Origin of the sequence: Pseudomonas sp. St29, assembly GCF_001547915.1 — a bacterium.
Classification (GTDB): domain Bacteria; phylum Pseudomonadota; class Gammaproteobacteria; order Pseudomonadales; family Pseudomonadaceae; genus Aquipseudomonas.
Genome location: NZ_AP014628.1, coordinates 2,353,412 through 2,378,200 on the forward strand (window position 1 = coordinate 2,353,412; position 24,789 = coordinate 2,378,200).

The following is a 24,789-nucleotide window of genomic DNA, read 5'->3' on the forward strand; positions in this document are numbered from 1 at the left end:
CCATGAATAACGTACTGACCCGGCAGAGCCAATTGCTGAAGATCGTCGAACCTGTGTTGAACGACATGCCGGCCAGTGTCTTGAAGCATGCCCTGTTCGAAGCCTTCTGGAGCGAGGAAAACGCTCTGGTGGACATCGAGAATGCTTTCGAGAAACTCACCTCGCGCCGCCACCCGCCTGCGGTGTTGCGCAAGTTCTTCGCCAGCTGGTCGAAGACCAACAACTCCGCCACCAGCGTCTCCGGCCTGGCCAACCGCATCACCTTACTGGCCCGTTCCGAGCAGGGTTCGGAAGCCGCCGAGGGCCTCTACCGGGCCTGCGGCAGCCTGCAGCGGATCACCGACGAGGACCTGGGCGCGCTGGGCAACACCCTGCACTCGGACCTGTTCTACAACATGGCCACGCCCATCTGCGGTGACGATCAGTGGCTGCTCAAGGAAAACTGCCTGCCTTCGGCGCAGGCGTTCAAGGACTGGACCGACTTCCGCCGCCTGCGCGACCGGGACCTGCTGCAAGGCTTGCTGACCACCCTGGTCCACGAGGTCTATACCCACGGCGAAGTGGAGTACATCCACCCGCTGTACAAGCAGTGGTTCGTCCGCGACATGGGCGTGCCGGCGGAGAAGGCCCGGACCACCGTGGCCTGGGTCACCGTGCACACCGGCGGCACCGAGAGCAACCACTTCGCCCATGCCGTGGCGGCGGTCAACGAGTTCGTCGAGGCCATGCAGGTGCAGGTCGACCCGCAGGCCGCACGGGACATCTTCGCCGAATACCTGCAGCGCAAGGCCCGGGTGATGCGCGACTGCGCCCAGGCGCTGCGCTGAGGGTCGCCGGCCCGGCCCCGCAAGCGGGGCTTGTGGCCGGCTCCGGCTTGCCTATCCTGTGACTGATCCGCTTCCTTTCCCACCTCGCAACCTGGCCGACGATGAATGATCTGAAACACAGCGCCTCCCTGGAGGCCGCGCCGATGACGGATGCCAGCGTGCGTCGTCGCTCCCTGTTCGCCGGTTGCAGCGCCCATGCGGTGCATGACGGCCTGACTGACGTGATCTACGTGCTGCTGCCGATCTGGCAGGCGCAGTTCGCCATGAGCTATGCCCAGATCGGCCTGCTGCGCGGGGTCTATTCCGGAATGATGGCCGGCTTCCAGCTGCTGGCCAGTCGCGCCGCGCGGCGCTGGGGGCGTGAGCGCCTGCTGGTGGGCGGCACCGCCCTGGCCGGGCTGGCCTACCTGTTGGCGGGGCAGGCCGGAGGCCTGGGCGTGCTGCTCCTGGCCCTGCTGCTCGGTGGCCTGGGGGCCAGTACCCAGCACCCGCTGGCCTCCTCGCTGATCACCGATACCCATGAAGCCGGCGGCGGGGTCAAGGAGGCCCTGTCCCAGTACAACTTCGCCGGGGATATCGGCAAGACCCTGGTCCCGGGCCTGGTGGGCCTGTTGCTGACCCTGATCAGCTGGCGCGCCAGCGTCACCCTGATCGGCCTTCTGGGACTGGCCGCCGCGGTGCTGCTGTGGTGGCTGATTCCCTCCCGGGCCGTGACCAAGGCCATCAGCGAGAAAGCGCCCAAGACGGTCAAGGGCCAGGGCTCGGCCAGCGGGATGCGTGCGCTGATCCTCACCGGCACCCTGGACAGCGCGGTGCGCATGGGCTTTCTGACCTTCCTGCCGTTCCTGCTCAAGGCCAAGGGCGCCGGCACCGCCGGTATCGGCCTGGCCCTGACCCTGCTGTTCGTCGGCGGCGCCTTCGGCAAGTTGCTGTGCGGTTACCTCGGCGCGCGCATCGGCATGATGAAAACCGTGTGGATCACCGAGTTCACCACCGCCAGCCTGATCGTGCTGGCGGTGTTCCTGCCCTATGCCGGCCTGATGCTGATGTTGCCGCTGCTGGGCCTGGCCCTGAATGGCACGTCCTCGGTGCTGTACGGCGCGGTGCCGGACCTGGCCGGTGCCGGCAAGCGCGAGCAGGCGTTCTCGCTGTTCTACACCGGCACCATCGGCGGTGGGGCCCTGGCTCCGGTGCTGTTCGGTGGCCTGGGTGACGTCACCGGGATTCCCCTGGCGGTGATGGCCCTGTCCGCCACGCTGCTGCTGACGCTGCCCCTGTCCTGGTACGTGCAGCGGGGCATGGACGCCGACGCGAGGTCAGTCTCCGGCGCCGCCTGAAGACCGTTGTCGAGCCATAAACCATCAGGCCCGGGGCTGTTCTGCCCGGGCCTGATGCATTCTGTGCGCGGCTCGCGGCGCCTTCGGATAGTTCTTACTTTTCCAGTATCAATCACGACGCAAACGGTATTGGCCGGTGTTTGCGACTGTCATCAGAATGTAAGAAGACCTGGCTGGGGGCCTTGGCCAGGTGGGCTGTGCAAGGTGTTTTCCCGACTCCGGGGCGCCTTGCTTCCAGATCGTTTTCGCAGGTAACAACATGAATAACAGCGAAGCCACTGCAAGCCGCTTGTCTTTGTCCAACCGTGCCCTCGGCCTCAGCGCGCCGGGCACATCCAGCATGCGCAGCAAAGCCAACGCCCTGAAGGAAAGCGGGGTCAAGGTGATCAATTTCGCCGCCGGTGAACTGTCCTTCGATGCCTGCCAGGACATGCGCACCGGGGCCATCGAAGCCATTGAAAACGCGCGCAATCGCTACACCCCGCCCATCGGCCTGCCGGCGCTGCGGGAGAAGCTCGCCCAGCGGGTCAGCCAGCGCACCGGCGTGACCTTCGCGGCCAATGAAGTGGCGGTGACCGCCGGGGCCAAGCAGGCCCTGTACAACGCCTGCATGGTGCTGCTCAACCCCGGTGACGAGGTGATAGTGCCCAGCCCGTACTGGGAAACCTTTCCCACCCAGATCCGCCTGGCGGGCGCCACCCCGGTGCTGGTGCAGACCCGCGACGACGACTACCGGCTGACCCTGGAAGCGGTGCAGGGGGCGCTGAGCGAACGCACGCGGATGATCGTCATCAACACCCCGAACAACCCCACCGGTACTGTCTATCAACGGGAGCAACTGCTGGCGATCGCCCAGCTGGCCTTCGAGCGCGGGCTGTGGGTGATGTTCGACGAGTGCTATCGCGGCCTGGTGCGCGAACCCCACGAGCACCACAACATCCTGGCGCTGTTCCCGGCGCTGAAGGCCCAGACCGTGCTGATCGATTCCTTCTCCAAGAGCCAGGCGGTGACCGGCTGGCGGGTCGGCTACGCCTGCGCCCCGGCGCCAGTGATCGCGGCCATGCACAACCTCCAGGGCCACACCACCTCCAACCCCAGCAGCCTGTCGCAATACGCCGCGCTCAATACCTTGAATGCCGACTCGACGCAGTTCGCCGACCAGGTCAATCCGTTCCTGCAGCGACAACTGCACGCCGCGCGCACCTACCTGGATCGCCTGGAAGGCATCCGCTATGCGCCGCCGGAAGGGGCGTTCTACCTGTACATCGACATCGCGTCGCGCCTGGGCGGCTACTACCGCGGCCAGCCGATCCGCGACGTCGACCACCTCGCCGACCTGCTGCTGACCGAGGCGCACATTGCCGTGGTCCCCGGTTCCGGTTGTGGCGACCCTCACTGCATCCGCATTTCCTACGCCGTCGAGTACCAGGAGCTGATCGAAGGCCTGAGCCGCTTCGCCCAGTTCATGTCGGCGATCGTCATGGATTAGCGCTGCCGTCACCCGCATCTGCCACCGCGTTGTTCCGGTTCCCGAGCCCGTCCAGAGGCCCGGGGTGGCGACGCCTGGCTTGTTGTCCGTGAACCCAAGAGTCACTACAGGAGAGAAACATGGAGAGTTCCCGCGAGGCGTTCATCGGCTATGTGCATCAGGCACTGGTGGATGTCGAGGATCGGAATCTGGTGGAAGCCCTGCTCACCGGCTTTGAAAACAACCCCGGCCTGTTGGACGGTTATTGCCTGACCTACCAGCGCATGACTTCCCGCCGCTGGTCCGTGGATTCGCTGTGCACCTTTTTCTGCGGCTGGCGCAGCCCCGACGGCGCCGCCCATGCGGTGTCGAGCATCATCGTGCGGCTGCTGCAGGAGTCCGCGGAGCTGCCCGGCGATGACAACAAGCTCAAGCTGCTGGCAGCCGCCCGGCACTGTGGCGAGATCATCGTCGAGGACGTCGGCCTCGGTGAAATGCATGGCCATCCCCATCACTCCAAGCTCTATCACCGCATGGCCTCGGCCATCTGCGGCTCGGACAACTGGCGCCTGCAGGACAAGTACCTGAACCCCATCACCAAGGAGTTCTCCACCTGGGTCGGGCAGAAGCGCCCCCTGGCGCCGAACCTGGTGGAGGCCCTGGAGATGATGGCCCTGACCGAACTGTTCAACACCGGCGAATACAACCTCATGACCCCGCTGTGGAAGAACTGGCTGCGCGAGTCCTGCGGGCATCCGGCGGGGGAGGCCAACCGCATCGCCGGCTTCCTCAGCGTTCACTGCGGCGCCGTCGAGGCCCGGCACTTCCGCCACGCCACCGAGGCCCTGCGGCTCTATACCCAGGCCACCGGCCAGCAGATCGACTACCGGCGCATCGCCGCGCTGTCCGACGAGTACGTGGTGCGGGCCTGCGCGCACCTGGAAAAAATGGCCTCCGTACTCAAGGAGTAGGGCGCCCCTGCACCACGCCGGGCAGGACGCGCCTGCCCGGCAACCCCGACCTGATTGCGCTTTGCGCCTACCACTGGAGCACCTTGAACATGCGTCATGAATCCGACTCGATGGGGACCATCGCCGTACCGTCCAACCGCTACTGGGGCGCCCAGACCGAGCGTTCCATCCACAACTTCCCCATCGGCCGTTCGCGCTTCCAGTGGGGCGCGCCGATGATCCGCTCCCTGGGCATCCTGAAGAAGGCCGCGGCCCTGGCCAACCTCACGCTCGGCGAACTGCCGGAAGCCATCGCCCTGCCGATCGTCAAGGCCGCGGACGAAGTCATCAGCGGGCAACTGGACGATCATTTCCCGCTGGTGGTGTTCCAGACCGGCTCCGGCACCCAGTCCAACATGAACGCCAACGAAGTGATCGCCAACCGGGCGATCGAGATGCTCGGTGGCGAACTGGGCAGCAAGAAACCCATCCACCCCAACGACCACGTCAACCGTGGGCAGTCGTCCAACGACACCTTTCCCACGGCCATGTACATGGTGGTGGTCAGCGAGATCCACGAAACCCTGCTGCCGGGGGTGGCGGTCCTGCGCGACACCCTGGCCGACAAGGCCGAGCAGTTCCGCGACGTGGTCAAGGTCGGCCGTACCCACCTGCAGGACGCCACCCCGATCACCCTCGGCCAGGAGATTGGCGGCTGGGTCGAGCAGATCGACTACGCCCTGGGCGCCATCCAGCTCAACCTCGGCGGCCTCTACGACCTGGCCATCGGCGGCACGGCGGTGGGCACCGGGCTCAACTCCCATCCGCAGTTCGGCGACGAATGCGCACGGGTCATCGCCGAGCTCACCGGCTACCCGTTCAAGTCGTGCAGCAACAAGTTCTTCGCGCTCTCGGCCCACGACGCGCTGGTCAACACCTCGGCGGCGATCCGCACCCTGGCCATGGCCCTGATGAAGATCGCCAACGATGTGCGCTGGCTGGCCAGCGGCCCGCGCTGCGGCATCGGCGAGATCGATATTCCCGAGAACGAGCCGGGCTCCTCGATCATGCCGGGCAAGGTCAACCCGACCCAGTGCGAGGCGCTGACCATGGTCTGCACCCAGGTCTTCGGCAACGACGCCTGCGTGGCCTTCGCCGGCAGCCAGGGCAACTTCCAGCTCAACGTCTACAAACCGGTGATGGTGCACAACGTGCTGGAAAGCATCACCTTGCTGGCCGAGTCCTGCCGTGCCTTCAACGACCACTGCGCGCTGGGCATCGAGCCGAACCGGGCGCGGATCGAGGCCAACATCGAGAAGAACCTGATGCTGGTGACCGCCCTCAACCGCCACATCGGCTACGACAAGGCGGCCATCATCGCCAAGACCGCCCACCATCAGGGCAAGTCCCTGCGGGAAGTGGCGCAACAGCTGGGCTACGTCTCGGCCGCGGATTTCGACCGTTACGTGGTGGCCCTCGACATGACCCACCCCTGAGGCGGCCCGGCCGCCGCGAACCCGGAGTTCCCCAACCACAAGAGGCGCGTGAATCCCATGCAGGACGCTGATATTCGCCGAACCAACCTCAGCCAGTTGCTGCGCCGCAAGCGCTGTCTGCGGGTGCTTGAAGCCCACAGCCCGATCTCGGCGCTGCTGGCCCAACAATCCCGACTGGAGCGCGGGGCCGGGCCCAGCCTGAGCTATGACGCCATCTGGTCCAGCTCCCTGACCGACTCGACCCACAAGGGCCTGCCGGACATCGAGATCCTCTCGCCGAGCAATCGCTTGCACGGCATTCGCGAGATCTTCGATGTCTGTTCGCTGCCGATGATTTTCGACGGCGACACCGGCGGCAAGGCCGAGCATTTCGCGATCCACGTGAAGATGCTCGATCGGGCCGGGGTGTCGGCGGTGGTCATCGAGGACAAGTGCGGGCTGAAGAAGAACTCGCTGTTCGGCAACGCCGTGAGCCAGCTTCAGGACTCCATCGAGGAGTTCTGCGACAAGATCCGCGTCGGCTGCAGCAGTCGCAGCCACGAGGACCTGCTGATCATCGCCCGTTGTGAAAGCCTGATCCTCGACAAGGGCATGGACGACGCCATCGAACGCTGCCTGGCCTATGTCGCCGCCGGCGCCGACGGGATCATGATTCACAGCCGGAAAAAGGACGGCCTGGAGATCCTCGAGTTCGCCAGGCTGTTCCGCCGCCACTGCCCGCGGGTGCCGCTGATCTGCGTGCCGACCAGCTATGCCCACCTGAGTTTCGACGAGCTGGAAGGGGCCGGCTTCAACGCGGTGATCTACGCCAACCACATGTTGCGCAGCGCCTACATGGCCATGCGCGACGTGGCGGTGGGCATCCTCGAACACGGAAGGACCCTGGAGGTGGAGCCCCGTTGCCTGGGCATCGACGAGATTCTCGATCTGGTGCCGGGTACCCGTTGATCGCGGCGTTCTTGAAAATGGCCTGTTTCGTCTTGGTGGGGCAGGGGATTCAGGCCGTTGAGGAATAAGAATTTTCTTACATACGCGGTTCGGACCGATGCCTAGAATGGCCCCCGTTCGCCCGGCCAGGTATCACAGTGAACCGCAACATGGCGGTGCCTGGTCAGGGCGGGCTGCAACATCGCGGCATCCGCCCGCCCGGCCTTCGTTGTACCGCCTACTGCCCCTGGCTGGCCGGGTTGGCTCCTATCCCCTCCAGGCATTGCTCCGGCATCCGTCCCGCGTCCCGCCGAACCCGGTTGGATGCCTTATGCAGTCCTGCACTATTTTTCACACAGATTTACAGCTCTCGGAAAACCCTCGCGCTAGCCTGTGATCGCGGCATGTACCGGCATCGAAGCGCTTCGACGGCTTCGGACAGTGACCGGACTGCGGCTCAATACTGGATCGATCAGTCAGTCTATGAATCGCGCCGGCAAGGCCTGTGGCGCCAGGGTGGGCAATGAGAACGGTAGACCCCTACAAGATGGAAGCCCGGCGCCAGCAGATCCTCGACGCGGCGCTGACCTGCTTCGCCCGGAACGGCTTTCACGCCACCCGTACCGCGCAGATCTGCGCGGCCGCCGGCATGAGCCCGGGCAACCTGTTCCATTACTTTCCGAGCAAGGCGGCGATCATTGCCGCAATCGCCGAGGAAGACCGCAAGGCCATGACGCGCCTGTTCTCCCAGTGGGACGCAGCCGAGGACGCCCTGGACGCCGTCGAGCACATCGCCCTGGCGATGATGCAGGCCTGCAGCGAGCCGCTGCACGCGCGGATCAGTATCGAGGTGGCGGCCGAGGCCACCCGCAACCCGCAGATGGGGGCCTTGTTCGCCGCCAACGAAGCGCGGGTCAAGGCCGACCTGGCGGCGTTACTCCGGCGCGGCATGGCCGCCGGCCAGATCGACCCGCAGCTGGACCCGGACATGGCCGCGGTGTGGCTGCTGGCGCTGACGGAAGGCGCCATCGCCCGGGTGGTGATGGAGGCGGATTTCCAGGCCCTGGCCCACCAGCCGATGCTGCGCCTGATCATTCGCCGCTTCCTGCGTCCCCAGCAGCCCGAACCCGGCTGACTGCCTCCTTGCAACGGCTCTGTGGCCGTTGCCCTGCTTGCGTCATGGCGTCTCGGGCCGCTTGCCGGCTCCGGGGCAGCGTGCCCGTGTTCCGGGCGCCGATGAATCCTTGAGTACCCGACACATGAACTCGATCGATCCCACTCCCGAGCAATGTCGCAGCCAGCGCTTGCGGCGCCTGGCCAAACATACCCCCAGGCTGTTGCTGGTGACGCTGCTGACCCTGGTGGGCACGCTGCTGGCCCTGTGGTTGCCGCAGACCCAGTTGCCGGCAAGCCACGGCCAGGAACCACCGCCCGCGCTGAAAGTCAGCAGCGTGCAGGTCCGTACCGGCAATGTCGGGCAGCGCATCTTCATCAGCGGCACCCTGGTGCCCCAGGAAGAGATTGCCGTCGGCACCGCCCTGCAGGATCAGCGCCTGGCCTCGGTCCGGGTGGAGGAGGGCGACCGGGTCAGTGCCGGGCAGGTCCTCGCCGAGCTGGAAACCCACAACCTGGATGCTCAGGTGCACCAGGCCGAGGCCGCGCTGGAGCGAGCGACGGCGTTGATTGGTCAGCAGCAGGCGTTGAGCGTCGAGGCCCGGACCAGCCATCAGCGCCTGGAACAACTGGGCGGCATCGGTGCCGCCAGCGCCCAGCAAGTCGACCAGCAACGGGCCCAGGCCCGCGCCACCCAGGCTGCCCTGGCGGCGGCCCGGGCCGAGCAGGCCCAGGCCCGGGCGCAACTGGCGGACGCCCGGACGCAACGCCAGAAAGCCACGCTGCGAGCGCCGGTGGCCGGCGTGGTGTCCGAACGGCATGCCCGGGTTGGCGCCCTCGCCGGTTCCGAGCCGCTGTTCCGGCTGATCCGCGACAACCGCCTGGAGCTGGACGGCGAGGTGACTGAAAGCGCCCTGCGCGCCTTGCAGGTCGGCACCCGGCTGGCGGTCCAGGTAACGGGCCTGCCGACCCCGGTGCAAGGCCAGGTGCGCCTGCTGGCGACGAAAGTCGACCCCGCGAGCCGTCGCGGTCGGGTGCGCATTACCCTGGCGGCCGACCCCGAGCTGCGCGCCGGCAGTTTTGCCACCAGTAGCCTGGAACTGCCGGCCCAGGGCCCGAGCCTGGTGCTGCCGCAGCGCGCCCTGACGTTCACCAGTGACGAACAGGCCGCGGTGGTGGTGCTGGACCCGGAGGGCAAGGCCAGTCTGCGGCAGGTTCGCGTCGGCCGGCGTGACGGCATCCAGGTGCAAGTGCTGTCCGGGCTGGCGGAAGGCGAGCGGGTGGTGGCCCGGGCCTCGGCCTTCGTGCGTGAGGGCGACCGGGTCCGGCCGGCTGAAGACGAGGAGCTGGAACCATGAGCCTGCGCCTGTCCTCCTGGGCGATCCGTCGACCGATTCCGACCCTGGTGCTGTTCCTGGTGCTCAGTGTGGGCGGCTGGTTGTCCTTCCTGCAGTTGCCGATCAACGCCAACCCGCGGGTCGAGTTCCCGGTGATCACGGTGCTGGTGTCCCAGGTCGGCGCGGCACCCACCGAGCTCGAACACGCGGTGACCCTGCGGGTGGAACGCGCGGTGTCCGGCCTGGCCGGCATCCGCCATATCACCTCCACGGTGGCCGACGGGATCTCGGTGACCACCGTGGAGTTCCAGCTCGGAGTCGATCCCGGGCGCGCCGCCAACGACATCCGCGACGCCATCGCGCTGATCCGCGCCGACCTGCCGCAGACCATCGAGGAACCGATGATCACCCGCATCGACGTCGAGGGCGGGGCCATCCTCAACTACGCCGTGAAGGGCACCACGCGAAGCCTGGTGGAGCTTTCCTGGTTCGTCGACGACCAGCTCAGCCGCGAACTGCTGGCGGTGCCCGGGGTGCAGAAGGTGCAGCGCCTGGGCGGGGTCGAGCGCGAGGTCAAGGTCGAACTCATGGCCGAGCGCCTGCAAGCCCTGGGCCTCACCGCCGAGCAGGTCAACGGCCAACTGGTGCAGAGCAATATCAACGTGCCCGGCGGGCGGACCCGGCTGGGCCACAGCGAACAGTCGATCCGCACCCTGGGCAGCGCCCTGACGGTGGAGGCCCTGAGCCAGACCCCGATTGCCCTGGGCGAGGGGCGCTGGGCGCGCCTGGGGGAGCTGGCCCGGGTGCATGACGGCGCCAGCCAGGCCCGTTCCCAGGCGCGTCTGGACGGCGAGGAAGTGGTGGGCTTCGCGGTGTTTCGCGCCAAGGGTTCCAGCGACACCCGGGTGGCGGCCGGCGTCGAGGCGGTCATCCAGCGTCTGCAGCAACAGCGCCCGGACCTGGAGATCCGCCAGATCTCCTCTTCGGTGGACTACACCCTGGCCAGTTACGACGCGGCGATCATGACCCTGGTCGAAGGCGCGCTGCTGACCGTCCTGGTGGTCCTGGTGTTCCTCCGAAGCTGGCGCGCCACCCTGGTGGCGGCCATTGCCCTGCCGCTGTCGATCCTGCCGACCTTCGCCGTCATGGCCGGGTTCGGCTATTCGCTGAACAGCATCACCCTGCTGGCCCTGACCCTGGTGATCGGCATCCTGGTGGACGATGCCATCGTCGAGATCGAGAACATCGAACGGCATCTGGACCAGGGCAAGCGTCCCTACCAGGCGGCCATCGACGCCAGCGACGCCATCGGCTTTGCCGTGGTGGCGATCACCGCCACCCTGGTCGCGGTGTTCCTGCCGGTGAGTTTCATCGGTGGCTTCATCGGCCAGTACTTCACCCCGTTCGGCATCACCGTCTCGGCGGCGGTGCTGGCTTCGCTGCTGGTGGCGCGCCTGGTCACGCCGTTGATGGCGGCCTATCTGCTCAAGCCCAAGGCCCCGGGTGCGGGCCATGAGCCGCGGCCGATGGCGCCCGGCGGCCTGCTGGGGCGCTACCTGAAGCTGCTGGAGTGGGCGCTGCGGCACCGGCGCCTGAGCCTGGGGCTGGCCGGGCTGTTATTGGTCGGCTCGTTCGCCCTGGTGCCGCTGTTGCCTTCGGGGTTCATGCCGGTGAATGACCTCAGCCTGTCGCGCATCGACGTCTCCCTGCCGCCCGGCACGCCCTTGGTGCGGACCGACAAGGTGCTGGCCGACATGGCCCGGCAGATTCGCCAGCGGCCCGAGGTGCTCTCGGTGTTCGTCACCGCCGGCGGCGAGGATGCCTCCGGGGCCACCGACGTGGCCACCGGCCAACTGCTGGTGCGATTGCTCCCGGCGGACCAGCGCGAGCTCAGCCAGAAGGCCTTCGAACAGTCCCTGCGGCCGCTGCTCAACGGCTTTGCCGACCTGCGCTACGCCTTTCGTGGCGAAACCGCGGCGCGGGATATCTCGATCATCCTGGTGGGGCCCGACGGGCCGGCGTTGAGCCGCGCCGCCCATGCCGTGCAACGCGACATGCGGGCGCTCCAGGGCATCGCCAACGTCCAGGTCAACGAGCCGCTGCCGCGTCCGGAGCTGCTGATCCAGCCGCGGGTGGACGAAGCGGCCCGGGCCGGGGTCAGTGCCCAGGCCATCGGCAGCGTGGCGCGGATCGCCACCGTGGGCGAAATCAACGCCAGTTCGGCGCGCTTCAATTTCCATGACCGCCAGGTGCCGATCCGGGTGCTGCTGCCGGCCATCGAGCAGGGCGACCTGAATGCCCTGAGCAACCTCGGCGTCAGCACCGACAGAGGGACGGTGTTGCCCCTCAGCGCGGTGGCCGATATCGGCTATGGCAGCGGGCCGGCGCGGATCGAGCGCTTCTCCCGGTTGCGCCGGGTGTCGGTGGATGCCGATCTGGCCGGGATCACCCTGGGCACGGCCCTGGAAGCCATCGGCCAGTTGCCGGCGCTGCAGCAGTTGCCCGACGGCGTGCGCCGTGTCGAGTACGGCGATGCCGAATACATGAATGAAATGTTCGACAAGTTCGGCGTGGTCATGGGCCTGGGCATCATGATGGTGTTCGCCGTGCTGGTGCTGCTGTTCCGCGATTTCCTGCAGCCCTTGACCATCCTCAGCGCACTGCCGTTGTCCGTCGGCGGGGCGATTGGCGGCCTGTTGCTGTACGGCGCCGCCATCGACATGCCGGTGGTCATCGGCCTGCTGATGCTGATGGGCATCGTCACCAAGAACTCGATCCTGATGGTGGAATTCACCCTCGAGAAGCGTCGCCTTGGCATGCCCCGGCACCAGGCCCTGATCCAGTCGGGGGCCGAGCGCGCCCGGCCGATCATCATGACCACCATCGCCATGGTCGCGGGCATGGTGCCGGCGCTGCTCAGCAGCGGCGCCGACGCCGGGTTCCGCGCCCCCATGGCGGTGGCGGTGATCGGCGGGCTGATCACCTCGACCCTGCTGAGCCTGGTGCTGGTGCCGGTGGTCTTCAGTTGCATGGACGACCTGAAGCGCTGGCTGGCGCCGCGCCTGGCGCGCCTCACCTCAGTCACCGCGCAGGACCGCGCCGAGGCACGGCCCTGAGCCGGGGCTGCGCAAGCCGCTGGCCGGGTGGCGCGGCAGCGGTCAGCCGAGGACGGAGGAGGTGCCCTGCGGGAGGAGGCTGCTGGCCCGGAACCTGCGACCTGGGGCCGCTCTCAGGCGCCCACCATCCATTTGGCCAGCCCGTGGCGGCCGCTGACCCCGAGCTTGGCGGCGGCGCGCTTGAGGTAGGTTTCCACGGAGCTGTTCTTGACGCTCAGGCGCTGGGCCATTTCCGGCACCGTGCCCCCGGTCAGCAGCCCCAGGCAGACCTCTTTCTCCCGGGCTGAGAGGTTGATGTCTCCCAGTGACAGGCGCTCGTCGAACTCCCGTTGCAGCGGCGTCTGCCGACGCGCATCCAGAGGTCGCAGGCTCCAGTTGCGCAGGTGCTTGAGCGCCTGTTGCCGATGCAACTGGGCGTGGCGTTCCAGCAGCGGCAGCAGGGTCGCCGACAGGCTCTTGAGAAATGACAGTTCGCTGAGGGTGAAGCCGCCCTGGGCAGGGTCGCGGTAGAGGGCGATGACACAGCGCCGGCTGGCTTTGCGCGACACCAGGTGGCACTGGTGCGGGGTCGGGCGAGAGGGGCTGCCCTGGGCATTCATTTGAATCAGCAGCGAGTCGTCCATTTCCAGCATCTTTTGCAGCAGCGGGTCATGGCGTCGCGGGGGCTCCGGCAGGGGCAGGTCATCCTGCAACCCGGCGCGTCCCAGCAGGGTGATCTCCAGGGAACTGGCCTGGCATTCGTCGAGGGTCCATTCACTGAGCTGCAACTGGTTCACCGGCACCAGCTGGTTCACCAGTTGCAGCATGTCCTTGGCGAAGCGGGCATGGCCGGTGCTGGAGATCAACTGCCCCAGCTCGAAGTAGAAATGCGAGGTTGGCATGTTGGCGATACTGCGGGTCTGATTCATATCCATATCATCCTTGATCGAGACGAATCGCTGCTCGAAACGCGACTGCCACGGCGGTCCGTGGCAGAGGCTCCTTGAACCTGTAGCGGTTCCCGGCATTGGATTTAAGCCCGGGCGAGCTCTGTGCGTCTGTAGGGGAAAACCGGGACACACAGGCCTCGCCAGGGCCTGGGGACGCGGCTCAGGGCTGGGGCGAGTACATCCAGCGCAGCAGCGAATGGCGGCCACTGATGCCCAGCTTGATGGCGGCGCGTTTCAGGTAGCTCTCGACGGTGTTGACCTTGAGCCTGAGCTGTTCGGCCAGTTGCGGCGCGGTGCGCCCGGCCAGCAGCCCGACACAGACTTCCAACTCACGGTTGGACAGGCTCAGCCCGGACTGCGCCAGACGCTCGTTAAAGCGCAGGCGCAGGGTTTGAAGGCCTTCGAGGGTGGCGCCGTCCTGCTCCGTGGAGGCGGCCTGGGGCTGCAGGGCGCTGATGTGCTTTTCCACCATTGGCAACAGCAGGGGCGAGAAGTCCTCCAGCAGCAGGCGCTCCTGGGGGGAGAAACTCTCGGCCTGATTGCTGCGGTACACCGAGAGCACGTAATGGTAGGCATCCTTGCGGCCGGTCAGGTGCAGTTGTGCCGTCTCGGCGCAACCCTCGCGGCGCGGCGGCAGTTGCCGGGCCTCGGGCGTGCCGGCCGGCTCGGGAAAACCGGCCTGCAACAGCGGCTCGTCGCCGCAGTGGGCGTCGCTGTGCAGCGGGTAGTGGCTCTGCAGCTGCGGCTGCTCGCTGTGCTCGGGCGACTGGTGCGGGTCCACCGGCAGTCGAGTGATGTGGGTGGCGTCCACCGGCAGTTGGGTGAGGATCAGGTCGTGGAGCATGCGTGGAAAATGGCGGCTGCCGGTGCTGGCAATGACCTTGCCGATGCGTGGAAACAATACTTGTGCGTTCATCATTTCATCCATGAATGTGAAGGTGTGGCAGGACAGCGTTATAGCAACGAGTTCGAGTATCGCTGATTGATCTCCGTTCTGGTTCCGATCGACAAAGGATCGCCTCGTATCCTAGTACAGGGTTCTGCCGGCTGTTCGATGATAGGCGCAAAATCTTGCGCAGTGGACGGCGGGCAACGTCCGCGCCAGGGCGGCGGCATCGATATCAGCGCCGCCGCGTCGGGGGGGGCGGCGGCGCAACGGGCGGTGATTACAGGCGCGGCTGCTCCGGGGGCAGGCCCAGCAACTGGTGCAGGGTGTTGATCAGGGCCTGCTGGCGCAGCCGGTCCTCCTGGTGCCGGGCTTCGGCGGCGGCGACATCGGCGTGGCAGTGCGGGCAGGTGGTCTCGACGGCGTGGATGTACTCCAGGCAACTGCGACACAGGGCCAGGCGCGGCGGAATGCGGCCTTCGGCGGGGGCTGCCTGACCCTGGTTGACCCAGGCCAGCTTGATCACCTGACCGCTGTCGCTGACGCTGGCCACGGCTTCGCCGGTGTCGATGCGCTCGGTGATCAGGTCGAAGCGGCCCACGGAGAAGGACGCCGGGCCGGCGTCTTCGAGTTTGACGATACGCTCGCGCAGGCCTTTTTTCTGCAGGTCCAGGGCCCGGTAGTGGCAATAGGGGTTGTTGCCCGGCTTGCCCAGCAGCGAGTGCGAGGTCCAGGTGCAGCCGCCGCGGCAGACGTCGTTGTAGTAGCAGCTGCGGCAATAACCCCACAGATCGTCCACCGAGCGCAGGCGGCCGAAATGAATGCCTTCGCTGTAGTGCCAGATGTCGTGCAGGCTCATGTTGCGCACGTTGCCGCCGGAGAACCCGACGGTGGCCAGGGACGGGCAGCCCTTGACCGTGCCGTCGGCCTCCAGGGCCAGCACTGTCTGCCCGGCGGCGCAGCCGGTCCAGTGCACCCGGTCGTCGCCGAAGCCGCGCCACATGTGTTCGTAGGGGCCGTAGTAGCCGATGTTGTTGCCGATGTTCATCAGCAGGCCGCGCTCGTTGCCTTCGCGGTACAGGCGCGCCAGCAGCGGCATGACCTCCAGCAGCTGGTAGGGCTGCATCAGCAGTTCCGGGTGATCCACGGCGTTGCCCATGGCCACCGTCAGCTGGATCTGCCAGTGCTTGGCGCCGGCGTCGATGATCAGGTCCATCAGGGCCGGCAGGTCGGGCAGGGTGGCGGCGCCGATCTGCGTGTTGACGCTGATCTTCAGCCCGGCCTGCCTGGCCCGGCGCAGGGTGTCCAGGGCCTTGTCGAAGGAGCCCGGCACATTGCGCACCGCGTCGTGCAGCGGCGCCAGGCCGTCCAGGGACACGCCGACGCCATCGAGCCCGGCGTCCACCGCGGCCTGCATCTTGGCCGGGGTCAGGTTGCGTCCGCCGGTCTGGATCGCCACGTACATGCCGTGGTCGTGGATGGCCTGGATCAGTCGCGTCCAGTCCTTGCGCAAATAGGCTTCGCCACCGATCAGGGTGATTTCCCGGGTGCCCAGGGCGGCCAGTGAATCGATCACCGCCAGGCATTCCTCGGTGCTCAGTTCCCCGGGGCGCCGGTGCCCGGCGCGGGAGCCGCAGTGCAGGCACTTGAGGTCGCAGGCGAGGGTGATTTCCCAGACCACGTGCACCGGCACATAGCGCTTGAGGTCGTTTTCGCTGAGGTAGCGGGCGGGGAGACGGTCTGACATGAAAGATCCTTGCGCACCCAGCGGTGCGCGGCAGCAAGCCATCGAAACAGGCGCGCCTCGGGTGTGCGGTACGGGCGCGATCGGTTTGGCCCAAGTCGGGGCCGTCCGCTGACGGCCGGCCCCGCTGGCCTGGACTCAGCGGCGCTCCAGGCGGCTGATTTCCGCCTGCAGCTGCTGCACCGCCTGGCTCAGGTTTTCACTGTTGGCCAGCTGCTGCTCGCCCTGGACCACCAGCGCCTTGAGCCGCGCCAGGTCGCCGCTGGTCTGGGCCTCCTGCAGCGCTACCGCGTACAGCGGGTGGGGATGCATGGCGGGCTGGCCGGCCTGGACTGCGCGTTCGCCTTGTTTCTGCTCCACCGGTGCCTGGCTCACGGCGGCGTGTTGCACCACATGCCAATGCCCCTGGTACTGGTACTTGTAGCTGGCGAAGCCGCTGGCCCAGTCGAGGCCGAGGATGCCCTGCAGATGGAACGTCTCGGCGATCTGGCTGGTGGGACCGCTGGGGTTGCCGGCCAGGCTGAGGATGATGTGGCCCTCGCTGGACGGATCGAGCTTGACCTGGGAGTAGTCGCCCCAGACATCCGCCCGGAACTGCAGCGGTGGCGAGGTGCTCTGGGTGATCCGGGCCACGCCGCTGACTCTTTTCTGCGGGGTGTTGACCAGCAGGTCGAGGGTCAGCACCGGCGCTCCGATCACAGGATTGGCGACGATGATGCGGGTATGGAACAGTCCGATTGTCATGCTGCAACTCCTTATCTGGATAGAAGGCATCAGGTGCGATGAATGGCCTTGATCAGCGGCGTTCCTGCTTCTTGATCTCGGCCTTGGCGGCGTCCAGCGCGGTGCGGATCAGCGGCAGCTGCTCCAGTTGCTGGGTGGCCACCCGATGCAGGTTCTTCATCTGGGCCAGATCGCCGCTGGCGATGGCGCCGTGGATCGGCCCGCCGTACAGCGCGGCGCTGGTGCTGTTCACCGCGCTGTAGTGGCCCGAGTGCTCTGGCGTCGACAGGCTGCTGGACTGCACCGTCTCCTGCAGGCGGGCGGGGGCCTGATTGACCGAAACCCAGTCGTGGCCGTTGAAGTACTGGTAGTTGGCGATGCCTTCCTTCCAGTCGTCGCCGACCACCAGGTGCAGCTTGAAGGTGATGATGGCGTTGGAGCCGGGGCCGCCCTGATTGCCCTGGGCGGTGATGAGGATCTTGCTGGTAGTGGGGTGCATGACCGTGAGGTAGGTGTACTGACCCCAGACATCGCTGTGCAGGTCGGGTGGCGGGTTGAGCGCCTGGGTGATGGTCGAACCGCCGCGGACACTGTGGTCGGGGGTGTAGACCAGCAGGTTGAGAATCAGACTGGGCGCCCCGGGCTTATCGGTACCGATGCGATAGCTCAGGGGGAACAGACCTTCGGCGTGGGAATTGGAACCGGACATATGCTTTGCCTCCATTCAATGACGGGGAAACAGCGATCAGTGCTGCTCCAGCCGGGCGACTTCCTTGGCCAGCCGCTCGTAGGCGCTTTTCAGATCCTTGGGTTCGTCGCCCTTCGGATCGCGCTTGGCCAGCAGGGCTTTCATCTGGGGTAGCTGGCCTTCGGCGATGGCCGACTGGATCGCGACTCCGTAGGGAACAACCGTGTGTTGCGAGGTGGGGCTCATGGTGTGTGCCTTCCGTGGGGTTTAGGGGGGGCTGCGGTACTTGGCAGCCCTTGCAGTTAAGCAGCGCGGGGGGAGTTGGCGGGGTAATGGCACATTGATTTTGTGGGTTTCCGACGGGTGGATTCACGGGGGTAAGGGGTTGATTTTGTGGAAATTCCAAAGGGCGATATGCAAGGGGGAGGTGAGTGCGGATGGCGATAGAGGGGGGGGCTGGCGGTTTCGCTTTTGCAGCGGTGGGTGGGGTACATGTCCGTTGCTGCGGTAACGGTGGCTTGGGGTTTCGATCTTGCGGCGAGTGGGGCGGGGTACATATTCGTTGCTGCGGTCACGGTGGCTTAGGGTTTCGCTCTTACAGCGGTGGGCGGTGTACATATCCGTTGCTGCGGTCACGGTGGCTTAGGGTTTCGCTCTTACAGCGGTGGGCGGTGTACATATCCGTTGCTGCGGTCACGGCCACTTAGGGTTTCGATCTTGCAGCGAGTGGGATGGAGTACATATCCGTTGCTGCGGTCATGGCCACTTAGGGTTTCGCCCTTACGGCGACTCACTTTTGTCAAACGACACAAAAGTAAGCAAAAAGTCTTGCCCCTCCATACGGCCCCTCGCTGGGGCTCGGGGTGCCCGAGCTCCGGCATTGCTCCGGGGGCCCGCCGCCAACCGGCCATCCATGGCCGGGTGGCGGCTAGCTCGGCATCCATGCCGAGCTGCCCCCTACGCAACGCCTGCGCTCGGCCTGCTGGGAAGGGGCCGGAAGATCAAGATCAAGATCAAAAGCCAACGCCAAAACCCAGGTGCGCAGGCTGGTTCCTTGTAGCCGCTGCCGCAGGCTGCGAACGAGCGCTAGCGCTCGCAAAACCAGGCGGCGCGATAGGTCAGGAATATCGGGGATGCAGGTTTAGCGTCTCCTGCGGAGCCGTTCGCAGCCTGCGGCAGCGGCTACATGTAATGCGAACGGCGATGAAACAGGTTGGCCGGCAGGCCGCATTCAGATTTTGTTTTTGATCTGGTTTTTGATCTTCCTGCCCCTTTAGACACGATGGCCGAACGCAGGCATTGAGCCGTGGGTAACCCGGCAGGACGCCGGGTTAGCCGCACTGGGCCATGGATGGCCCAGTGCGGCGGCCCACGGATCAATGCCTTCGTTCGGGCATGCCTCGCTAGGCGAGGCACCGAGTGGAGGGGCAGAAGCGTTTTGCTTACTTTTGTCTGGGCCGGCATTCCGGATTTTCAAAAGTGAGTCGCTGTAAGAGCGAAACCCTAAGTGGCCGTGACCGCAGCAACGGATATGTACACTCCACCCCCCCCCAAAAAAAACCTCAAACCACCCCCAACTCCCCCAACTGCCGCCGCGTCTCCCCCGCGGCCACATGATGAATCGCCCGCCACCCCAACGCCCTGGCCGCGACGATATTCGGCGCATGGTCGTCAATGAACACCAGCTCCTCAGGCGCCACCCCCGGCACATGCGCGCGAATGCGCCCCAAGGCCGTGTGATAGATCTCGGCATCCGGCTTGATCTGCCGCTCCTGCCCCGACACCACGATGTCGCGAAACTTCTGCAAGAACGGGTAGTGTTCCCAGGCATAGGGAAAGGTTTCCTGGGACCAGTTGGTCAACCCGAACAGCGGCATCTGCGCCTGGTGCAGTTCCTCCAGCAGGGCCACGCCTTCGTCCAGTGTCCCCTTGAGCATCTCCGGCCAGCGTCCGTAATAGGCCTCGATCAACGGCGCATGCTCGGGATGCTCGGCCACCAGGCTGCGGGTGGCTTCGGCCAGGGGCCGGCCGGCGTCCTGCTGGGTGTTCCAGGCCTGGGTGCAGACGGTGTCGAGGAACCACTGGCGACGCTGGTCGTCGGGGATCAGTTGGCGGTACAGGTGGTGCGGGCTCCAGTCGAACAGCACGCCACCAAAATCGAAAACCACGGCACGAATCGTCATCAGCACTTCCTTTTCAGCGGTTGTGGATCAGGGCGTCATCCTGCGACGCTGCGCCGTGCAATGCAATTTGCCGGTGGCCATTGGTCCGCTGGCCGGCACCCTGGGAACGGATCGCGATCCAACGGCTGTCCCCGTCCTTTTGCGGGCTAGCACAGGAGCTGACCATGGCTGCCAAGACCCCCACGGGGCCGCGCTCGTCCGAGCACGCCTCGAATCACCGCGACCCGGGTTTCGACCCCGATTCGCCGGACCTCGCCGATCCCCAGATCGATCCGGTGGGGCCGGCCAGGGCGCCCCTGGATCAGCCGGAACCCGAGCACCGGCGCAAGCGCTCGCGGGCCTACGACCCTCTGGCCAACCTGAGGAAATGAGCGCGTCACGCCGACATGCGGCCGTCGCCGGATGGTTCTGCGGGTGTAAGGTAAAACGCCCAAGCCCCAGGCACGCGGAGAACAAGGGAGGTGTCCATGAGTACGCCGCTGCTGAACAAGCTGCAGATCAACGGTTATCAGGTATTGAGCGTCAACCACGGGCCCTGGAAGGTCTGTACGGCGGGTGATCGGCTCGCCACTTTCGGCACCCGGGAAGAGGCCATGGCTTTCGCCGCCGCCTTGCCGGTGCGCAGGGCATCACCGGCCACCCAACATCGATAGCAGCCGACAGAAAAAAGCCCCGGACCGATCGGGGCTTTTTTCTGTCCGGGCTGCTGCGAGCGCCGGGTCAGTCGACAATGACCGGTTCGTTCGGATCATCGCTCAGGCACACGGTCAATTGCTCCCCGGCCTTGTTGAACGCACAGCGGGGCAGGGATTGCTGCTTGATGAAGCTCAGCGGCGGCAGGATGAACGCCGCCGCCAGGACCAGCGCCCACAGGGTTTGCAGAAACAGCACATCGGCGCTGGTGGCGGCGGGCCGTGAGACGAGGCGTCGGCGCCAGTAGAAGTACAGGCCGCTGATAACGAACAGGCACACGATGCCCATCATGTAGTCCAGTTCCCAGTCCTGGGGGCTGAAGGAGCGGCTGCCATCTTCATCATCCGGGTAGGTGAGCCGCCACCAGGCCCCCAGCAGCAAGGGCACGAGCCCGGCCAGCAGCCACGCCAGGCGCGCGCCGGGCATCCGGGTCAGCAGGGCCAGGACCATGCCGATCAGGCACAGCACCCAGGCAAACAGGTACAACTGAAAACCCATGGCGCCGCCGAACAGCGTGCCGCTGACATCCCGCGGTTGCATCATTTGCACGTCGCACAACAGCATCACCGACAGCGGGATGGCGACGACGATCCAGCACAGGGGGCGGTACAGCCACAACCACAGGGTAAACAGGCGAGACATGGGCACACTCATCAAGGTCAAGAAAAGGAGGAATGAAGTCAGGGGGCCATTCAGTCGACAATCACCCGGGTGCCCGGGCCCAGGCATACGCTCAACTGATTGCCGGCCCGGTCGAAGGCGCAATAGGGCAGTGGCTTGCGGGTGATGGCCTGCAGTGGTGGAAGGATGAAGGCCGCCCCCAGCACCAGGGCCCACAGGGTGCGCAGCGCGAGCCGGTTGCCAGTGGCGGGTGGACGCGGCTTGAGCCGTTGCTGACGCAACAGGTAGATGCCGCTGTAGACCAGGGCAAAGCCGAAGACCATCACATAGTCCAGCTCCCGGGGCTGGATGCTGAAGAGCAGGTTGCCGTCGAAATCATCCGGGTAGTTGATCCGCCACCACAGGCCCAGCAGCAACTGCGCCAGCCCGGCGACGATCCAGGCCAGACGCGCGCCGGGCACCCGGGTCAGCAGCGCCAGCACCAGGCCCAGGACGCTGAGGACCCAGCCGCCCAGGTACATCACAAAGCCCATGGAGCCGCCGAACAAGGTGCCGCCGACCTCCCGGGGCACGATCAGGTTCAGGTTGCAATGGATCATGCTGGCCAGGGGCGCGGCCACGGCGATCCAGCACAGCGGCAGGTAGAGCCAGGAACAGAGGGTGTACAGACGGGACATGAAGGGACTCGATTGGGCAGCGGGTATCCGGCCCGGCGCCACTGGGCGCCAGGCCGGCAGGTTCAGCGTTTGTTGTGTTTCATCGCAAAGGCGATTCGGTTCTGCAGGTCGACCGATTGGCGGTACTCACTGGCCCGGCTCAGCAGTTTCGTGCGCAGGGCCAGCAGGGCAAAGGCCAGTGCCGGAACCAGATAGATCAGCAGCAGCGCGGCGTGGGCCAGGGTGTCGCCGCTGTACAGGCGGTCGATGATGCCGAACAGCTGCAGGCCCACTTCCAGGCAGCAGAGCACGCCAAAGGCCACGATGTACTGCGGTTTCAGCTTGATCAGGTTGATGATCAGCAGCAGTACGCCGCCGAGGATCAGCACCGAACTGACTTGCAACAGCAGCGGCTCATCGGCGAACACCCTTCGCGCTAGCTGGCTCAGAGGGCCGCCGATGCCGATCAGGGCCCAGATCGCCATCAGGTAGATATACCAGGGGCGTTTGCCGGGTTGACGCAGGGCGGCGGCGCCTTCGTTGGGGGTTTGACGTTCCATGTGAACTCCGGAATTTATTCAGGTCGGGCAGGGCTGGAGCGGTTGGGCAACGGGTACCCGTCAGCTGAAAAGCAGCGTAGTTCCTGCGGCGAACAGCACCAGGGCGAGGCTGATGCCCGCCAGGGGAATACGGAACCAGTAACGGATCGCCAGCAGCCACAGGCTGGCGAGAAAGCCCAGGCCGATCAGCAGCAGGCCGCGGGCTTCCAGCAGCAGGGCCGGGTGCAGCCAGGCCAGGTAGCCATAGACCAGGCCGAACAACATCGCCCCCAGGCTATGGCTGGCATTGAAGCCGACCCAGGCACGCCACAGGCTGGTCTGGCCGGTGATCATTGGCGACACCTGGCGCATGCGTTCGGCCAGGGCCGGATCACGGGGCTGGAATTTGTCGGTGGCGAAGGTGTAGATCAGGTGCAGGCTGCCGAGCAGCAGCACGATGGCTGAGCTGGCGACGATCAGGGCGGGGGCCAACACGTTTCTTCCTTGGGCGGTGTCCGGGTGCGAAGTATGCCGGGCCGCTTGAGGTTTTGCATCCGTGGGGTGTGCTGTTGCCTGAGCTTGGCGCTTGGCGCTTGGCGCTAGGCGCTGGAGTCGGGGCAGGGCGGCAGGCGCCCTGCCCGGATGCTCAGAAGTGCTCGGCGTCCAGGCCGAACAAGGAGGAACTGCCGGCGCGAATGCTCTGCTCCAGGCTGAGGATGCGCGGCAGCAGGCGGCTGAAATAGAACCGCGCGGTGGCCAGCTTGGCGCCATAGAAGCCGTCGTCCTCGGAGCGCTGGTGCTCGGCCACCTGGGCCATGCGCGCCCATAGGTAGGCGTAGGCCACGTAGCCGAACAGCTGCAGGTACTCGACGCAGGCGCTGCCCACCGCGTTGGGGTTCTGCGCCGCCTGCTCGCGCAACCAGTCGCTGAGGTCTTCCAGGCGCTGCACCGCGTCCAGCAGCTCGGCGGCGTAGGCGGCGCCGGGCAGGTAGGCATAGTCGCGGATCTCGCCGGTGAACAGGCGCAGGGCCACGCCGCCGTTGCCCACCACCTTGCGCCCCAACAGGTCCAGGGCCTGGATGCCGTTGGTGCCTTCGTAGATCTGCGCGATGCGCACATCGCGCACCAGTTGCTCCTGGCCCCATTCGCGAATGTAGCCGTGGCCGCCGAAGATCTGCTGGCCGAGCACGCAGCTGTCCAGCCCGGTGTCGGTGAAGAACGCCTTGGCCACCGGGGTCAGCAGCGCCACCAGGGCTTCGGCGTTGTGCCGCTCATGGGGCTGGTCGGCGAACTTGGCCAGGTCCAGCTGCTGGCCGACGTAGCTGGCGAAGGCCCGGCCGCCTTCGGTCATGGCCTTCATGGTCAGCAGCATGCGCCGCACATCGGGGTGGACAATGATCGGGTCGGCGATCTTGTCCTTGGCCACCGGGCCGGCCGGGGAGCGGCTCTGGAGGCGTTCGCGGGCGTAGGTGCGGGCGTTCTGGTAGGAGTTCTCGGCGCAGCCGATGCCCTGGATGCCGATGGACAGGCGCTCGTAGTTCATCATGGTGAACATCGCCGCCAGGCCCTTGTTGGCCTCGCCGATCAGCCAGCCGCTGGCGCCGTCGAAGTTCAGCACGCAGGTGGCCGAGGCCTTGATGCCCATCTTGTGTTCGATGGAGCCACAGCTCACCGCGTTGGCCGCGCCGAGGTGGCCGTGGGCGTCGACATGGATCTTCGGCACCAGGAACAGCGAGATGCCCTTGGGCCCGGCCGGGGCGTCCGGCAGCTTGGCCAGCACCAGGTGGATGATGTTCTCGGTCAGGTCCTGCTCGCCGCCGGTGATGAAGATCTTGCTGCCGCTGATCCGGTAGCTGCCGTCGGCCTGGGGTTCGGCGCGGGTGCGGATGATCCCCAGGTCAGTGCCGGCGTGGGCCTCGGTCAGGCACATGGAACCGGCCCAGCGGCCTTCGTACATCGGTGGCAGGTAGCGCTGCTTGAGCTCCTCGCTGGCGTGGGCGTCGATGGCCAGGCAGGCCCCGGAACTCAGGGCCGAATACAGGGCGAAACTGGAATTGGCGGCGTACAGCATCTCTTCGAACTGCACCGCGAGCATCTTCGGCATGCCCATGCCGCCGTAGGCCGGGTTGCCGCTCAGGCCGACCCAGCCGCCCTCGATGTAGGTGCGGTAGGCCTCCTTGAAGCCGGCCGGGGTGCGCACCTGCCCGGCGTGCCAGCTGGCGCCTTCCTCGTCGCCGCTGCGGTTGAGCGGGGCGATCAGATTGCCGGTGACCTTGGCCGCTTCTTCGAGAATCGCGTCGGCGGTGTCGGCGTCCACGGTGTCGGCCAGGGCCGGCAGGCGCGCCCAGAGCTTGGGTGCGTTGAACACTTCATGCAGGACAAAGCGCATATCGCGCAGCGGAGCATTGAATTCGGGCATTGCAGGAACCTCGGGCAAAAGGGGAGGTTGAGCGGCCGTGGCCGCATGAATCGAAAACGCCAAGCCCGCCCCCTTGTAGGAGCCGGCTTGCCGGCGAAGAGGCCCGCAAGCCATGCATCGCCCTGGCCGACGCCTTC

Annotated in this window: 23 protein-coding genes; 11 read left to right on the plus strand and 12 right to left on the minus strand. The window is 66.3% G+C overall.

What is annotated here, in order from left to right:
* The first annotated feature begins 2 nt into the window (after positions 1-2).
* The 9 genes from PST29_RS10770 to PST29_RS10810 all read left to right on the plus strand — a co-directional run bounded on the left by PST29_RS10770 (position 3) and on the right by PST29_RS10810 (position 12,571).
* Positions 3-827, plus strand: coding sequence for a hypothetical protein (locus PST29_RS10770; protein WP_060838445.1), 825 nt, complete (start codon positions 3-5; stop codon positions 825-827).
* 101 nt (positions 828-928) lie between these two features.
* Positions 929-2,164: an MFS transporter gene (locus PST29_RS10775; RefSeq protein WP_060843019.1), complete on the plus strand. Its 1,236-nt coding sequence runs from the start codon at positions 929-931 to the stop codon at positions 2,162-2,164.
* Positions 2,165-2,423: 259 nt separating this feature from the next.
* Complete coding sequence (locus tag PST29_RS10780) at positions 2,424-3,653, plus strand: pyridoxal phosphate-dependent aminotransferase (protein WP_060838447.1); 1,230 nt, start codon at positions 2,424-2,426, stop codon at positions 3,651-3,653.
* A gap of 119 nt (positions 3,654-3,772) precedes the next feature.
* Positions 3,773-4,603, plus strand: coding sequence for a hypothetical protein (locus PST29_RS10785; protein ID WP_060838448.1), 831 nt, complete (start codon positions 3,773-3,775; stop codon positions 4,601-4,603).
* An 89-nt stretch (positions 4,604-4,692) separates the two neighbouring features.
* A complete protein-coding gene (fumC, locus tag PST29_RS10790; RefSeq protein WP_060838449.1) occupies positions 4,693-6,078 on the plus strand; it encodes a class II fumarate hydratase in 1,386 nt (461 codons plus the stop codon).
* 57 nt (positions 6,079-6,135) lie between these two features.
* Complete coding sequence (aepX, locus tag PST29_RS10795; protein ID WP_060843020.1) at positions 6,136-7,026, plus strand: phosphoenolpyruvate mutase; 891 nt, start codon at positions 6,136-6,138, stop codon at positions 7,024-7,026.
* A gap of 502 nt (positions 7,027-7,528) precedes the next feature.
* Positions 7,529-8,140, plus strand: a complete 612-nt coding sequence (locus PST29_RS10800) for a TetR/AcrR family transcriptional regulator (protein WP_060838451.1) — start codon at positions 7,529-7,531, stop codon at positions 8,138-8,140.
* Between the two features lie 124 nt (positions 8,141-8,264).
* Entirely contained in the window at positions 8,265-9,476 is a 1,212-nt protein-coding gene (locus tag PST29_RS10805) for an efflux RND transporter periplasmic adaptor subunit (protein ID WP_060843021.1), read from the plus strand.
* On the plus strand, positions 9,473-12,571 hold the full coding sequence (locus PST29_RS10810) for an efflux RND transporter permease subunit (RefSeq protein ID WP_060843022.1): 3,099 nt from the start codon (positions 9,473-9,475) through the stop codon (positions 12,569-12,571). The genes PST29_RS10805 and PST29_RS10810 overlap by 4 nt, the downstream gene beginning before the upstream one ends.
* Before the next feature lie 113 nt (positions 12,572-12,684).
* On the opposite strand, the gene PST29_RS10815 is transcribed toward PST29_RS10810, so the two are convergent.
* The 7 genes from PST29_RS10815 to PST29_RS10845 all read right to left on the minus strand — a co-directional run bounded on the left by PST29_RS10815 (position 12,685) and on the right by PST29_RS10845 (position 19,724).
* A complete protein-coding gene (locus tag PST29_RS10815; RefSeq protein WP_060843023.1) occupies positions 12,685-13,479 on the minus strand; it encodes a helix-turn-helix transcriptional regulator in 795 nt (264 codons plus the stop codon).
* A gap of 181 nt (positions 13,480-13,660) precedes the next feature.
* Entirely contained in the window at positions 13,661-14,428 is a 768-nt protein-coding gene (locus tag PST29_RS10820) for a helix-turn-helix transcriptional regulator (protein ID WP_442966399.1), read from the minus strand.
* Between the two features lie 238 nt (positions 14,429-14,666).
* Positions 14,667-16,133, minus strand: coding sequence for a GDL motif peptide-associated radical SAM/SPASM maturase (locus PST29_RS10825; RefSeq protein WP_060843025.1), 1,467 nt, complete (start codon positions 16,131-16,133; stop codon positions 14,667-14,669).
* Positions 16,134-16,268: 135 nt separating this feature from the next.
* The gene (locus PST29_RS10830; RefSeq protein ID WP_060843026.1) at positions 16,269-16,874 is read right to left on the minus strand and encodes a DUF1842 domain-containing protein; all 606 of its coding nucleotides are present in this window, start codon (positions 16,872-16,874) and stop codon (positions 16,269-16,271) included.
* Between the two features lie 52 nt (positions 16,875-16,926).
* A complete protein-coding gene (locus tag PST29_RS10835) occupies positions 16,927-17,562 on the minus strand; it encodes a DUF1842 domain-containing protein (protein ID WP_060843027.1) in 636 nt (211 codons plus the stop codon).
* 36 nt (positions 17,563-17,598) lie between these two features.
* Complete coding sequence (locus PST29_RS10840) at positions 17,599-17,787, minus strand: DUF1843 domain-containing protein (protein ID WP_060843028.1); 189 nt, start codon at positions 17,785-17,787, stop codon at positions 17,599-17,601.
* Positions 17,788-19,103: 1,316 nt separating this feature from the next.
* On the minus strand, positions 19,104-19,724 hold the full coding sequence (locus PST29_RS10845) for an HAD family hydrolase (RefSeq protein WP_060843029.1): 621 nt from the start codon (positions 19,722-19,724) through the stop codon (positions 19,104-19,106).
* A gap of 164 nt (positions 19,725-19,888) precedes the next feature.
* Between PST29_RS10845 and PST29_RS32240 the strand changes: the two genes are divergently transcribed.
* Together PST29_RS32240 and PST29_RS10855 are read left to right on the plus strand one after the other, a co-directional pair.
* Complete coding sequence (locus tag PST29_RS32240) at positions 19,889-20,095, plus strand: DUF6021 family protein (RefSeq protein ID WP_060843030.1); 207 nt, start codon at positions 19,889-19,891, stop codon at positions 20,093-20,095.
* A 96-nt stretch (positions 20,096-20,191) separates the two neighbouring features.
* Positions 20,192-20,377, plus strand: coding sequence for a hypothetical protein (locus PST29_RS10855; protein WP_060843031.1), 186 nt, complete (start codon positions 20,192-20,194; stop codon positions 20,375-20,377).
* 67 nt (positions 20,378-20,444) lie between these two features.
* Here the strand turns inward: PST29_RS10855 and PST29_RS10860 are convergent, their stop codons facing one another.
* The 5 genes from PST29_RS10860 to PST29_RS10880 form a co-directional block, all read right to left on the minus strand.
* The gene (locus PST29_RS10860; protein WP_060843032.1) at positions 20,445-21,059 is read right to left on the minus strand and encodes a hypothetical protein; all 615 of its coding nucleotides are present in this window, start codon (positions 21,057-21,059) and stop codon (positions 20,445-20,447) included.
* Positions 21,060-21,109: 50 nt separating this feature from the next.
* Positions 21,110-21,715 carry a hypothetical protein gene (locus PST29_RS10865; RefSeq protein WP_060843033.1) on the minus strand — a complete coding sequence of 202 codons (606 nt, stop codon included), beginning with the start codon at positions 21,713-21,715 and terminating at the stop codon, positions 21,110-21,112.
* 62 nt (positions 21,716-21,777) lie between these two features.
* Positions 21,778-22,254: a hypothetical protein gene (locus tag PST29_RS10870; protein WP_060838465.1), complete on the minus strand. Its 477-nt coding sequence runs from the start codon at positions 22,252-22,254 to the stop codon at positions 21,778-21,780.
* Between the two features lie 60 nt (positions 22,255-22,314).
* Positions 22,315-22,728, minus strand: a complete 414-nt coding sequence (locus PST29_RS10875) for an LIC_13387 family protein (RefSeq protein WP_060838466.1) — start codon at positions 22,726-22,728, stop codon at positions 22,315-22,317.
* Positions 22,729-22,879: 151 nt separating this feature from the next.
* The gene (locus PST29_RS10880; protein ID WP_060843034.1) at positions 22,880-24,652 is read right to left on the minus strand and encodes an acyl-CoA dehydrogenase C-terminal domain-containing protein; all 1,773 of its coding nucleotides are present in this window, start codon (positions 24,650-24,652) and stop codon (positions 22,880-22,882) included.
* Between the last annotated feature and the right edge of the window lie 137 nt (positions 24,653-24,789).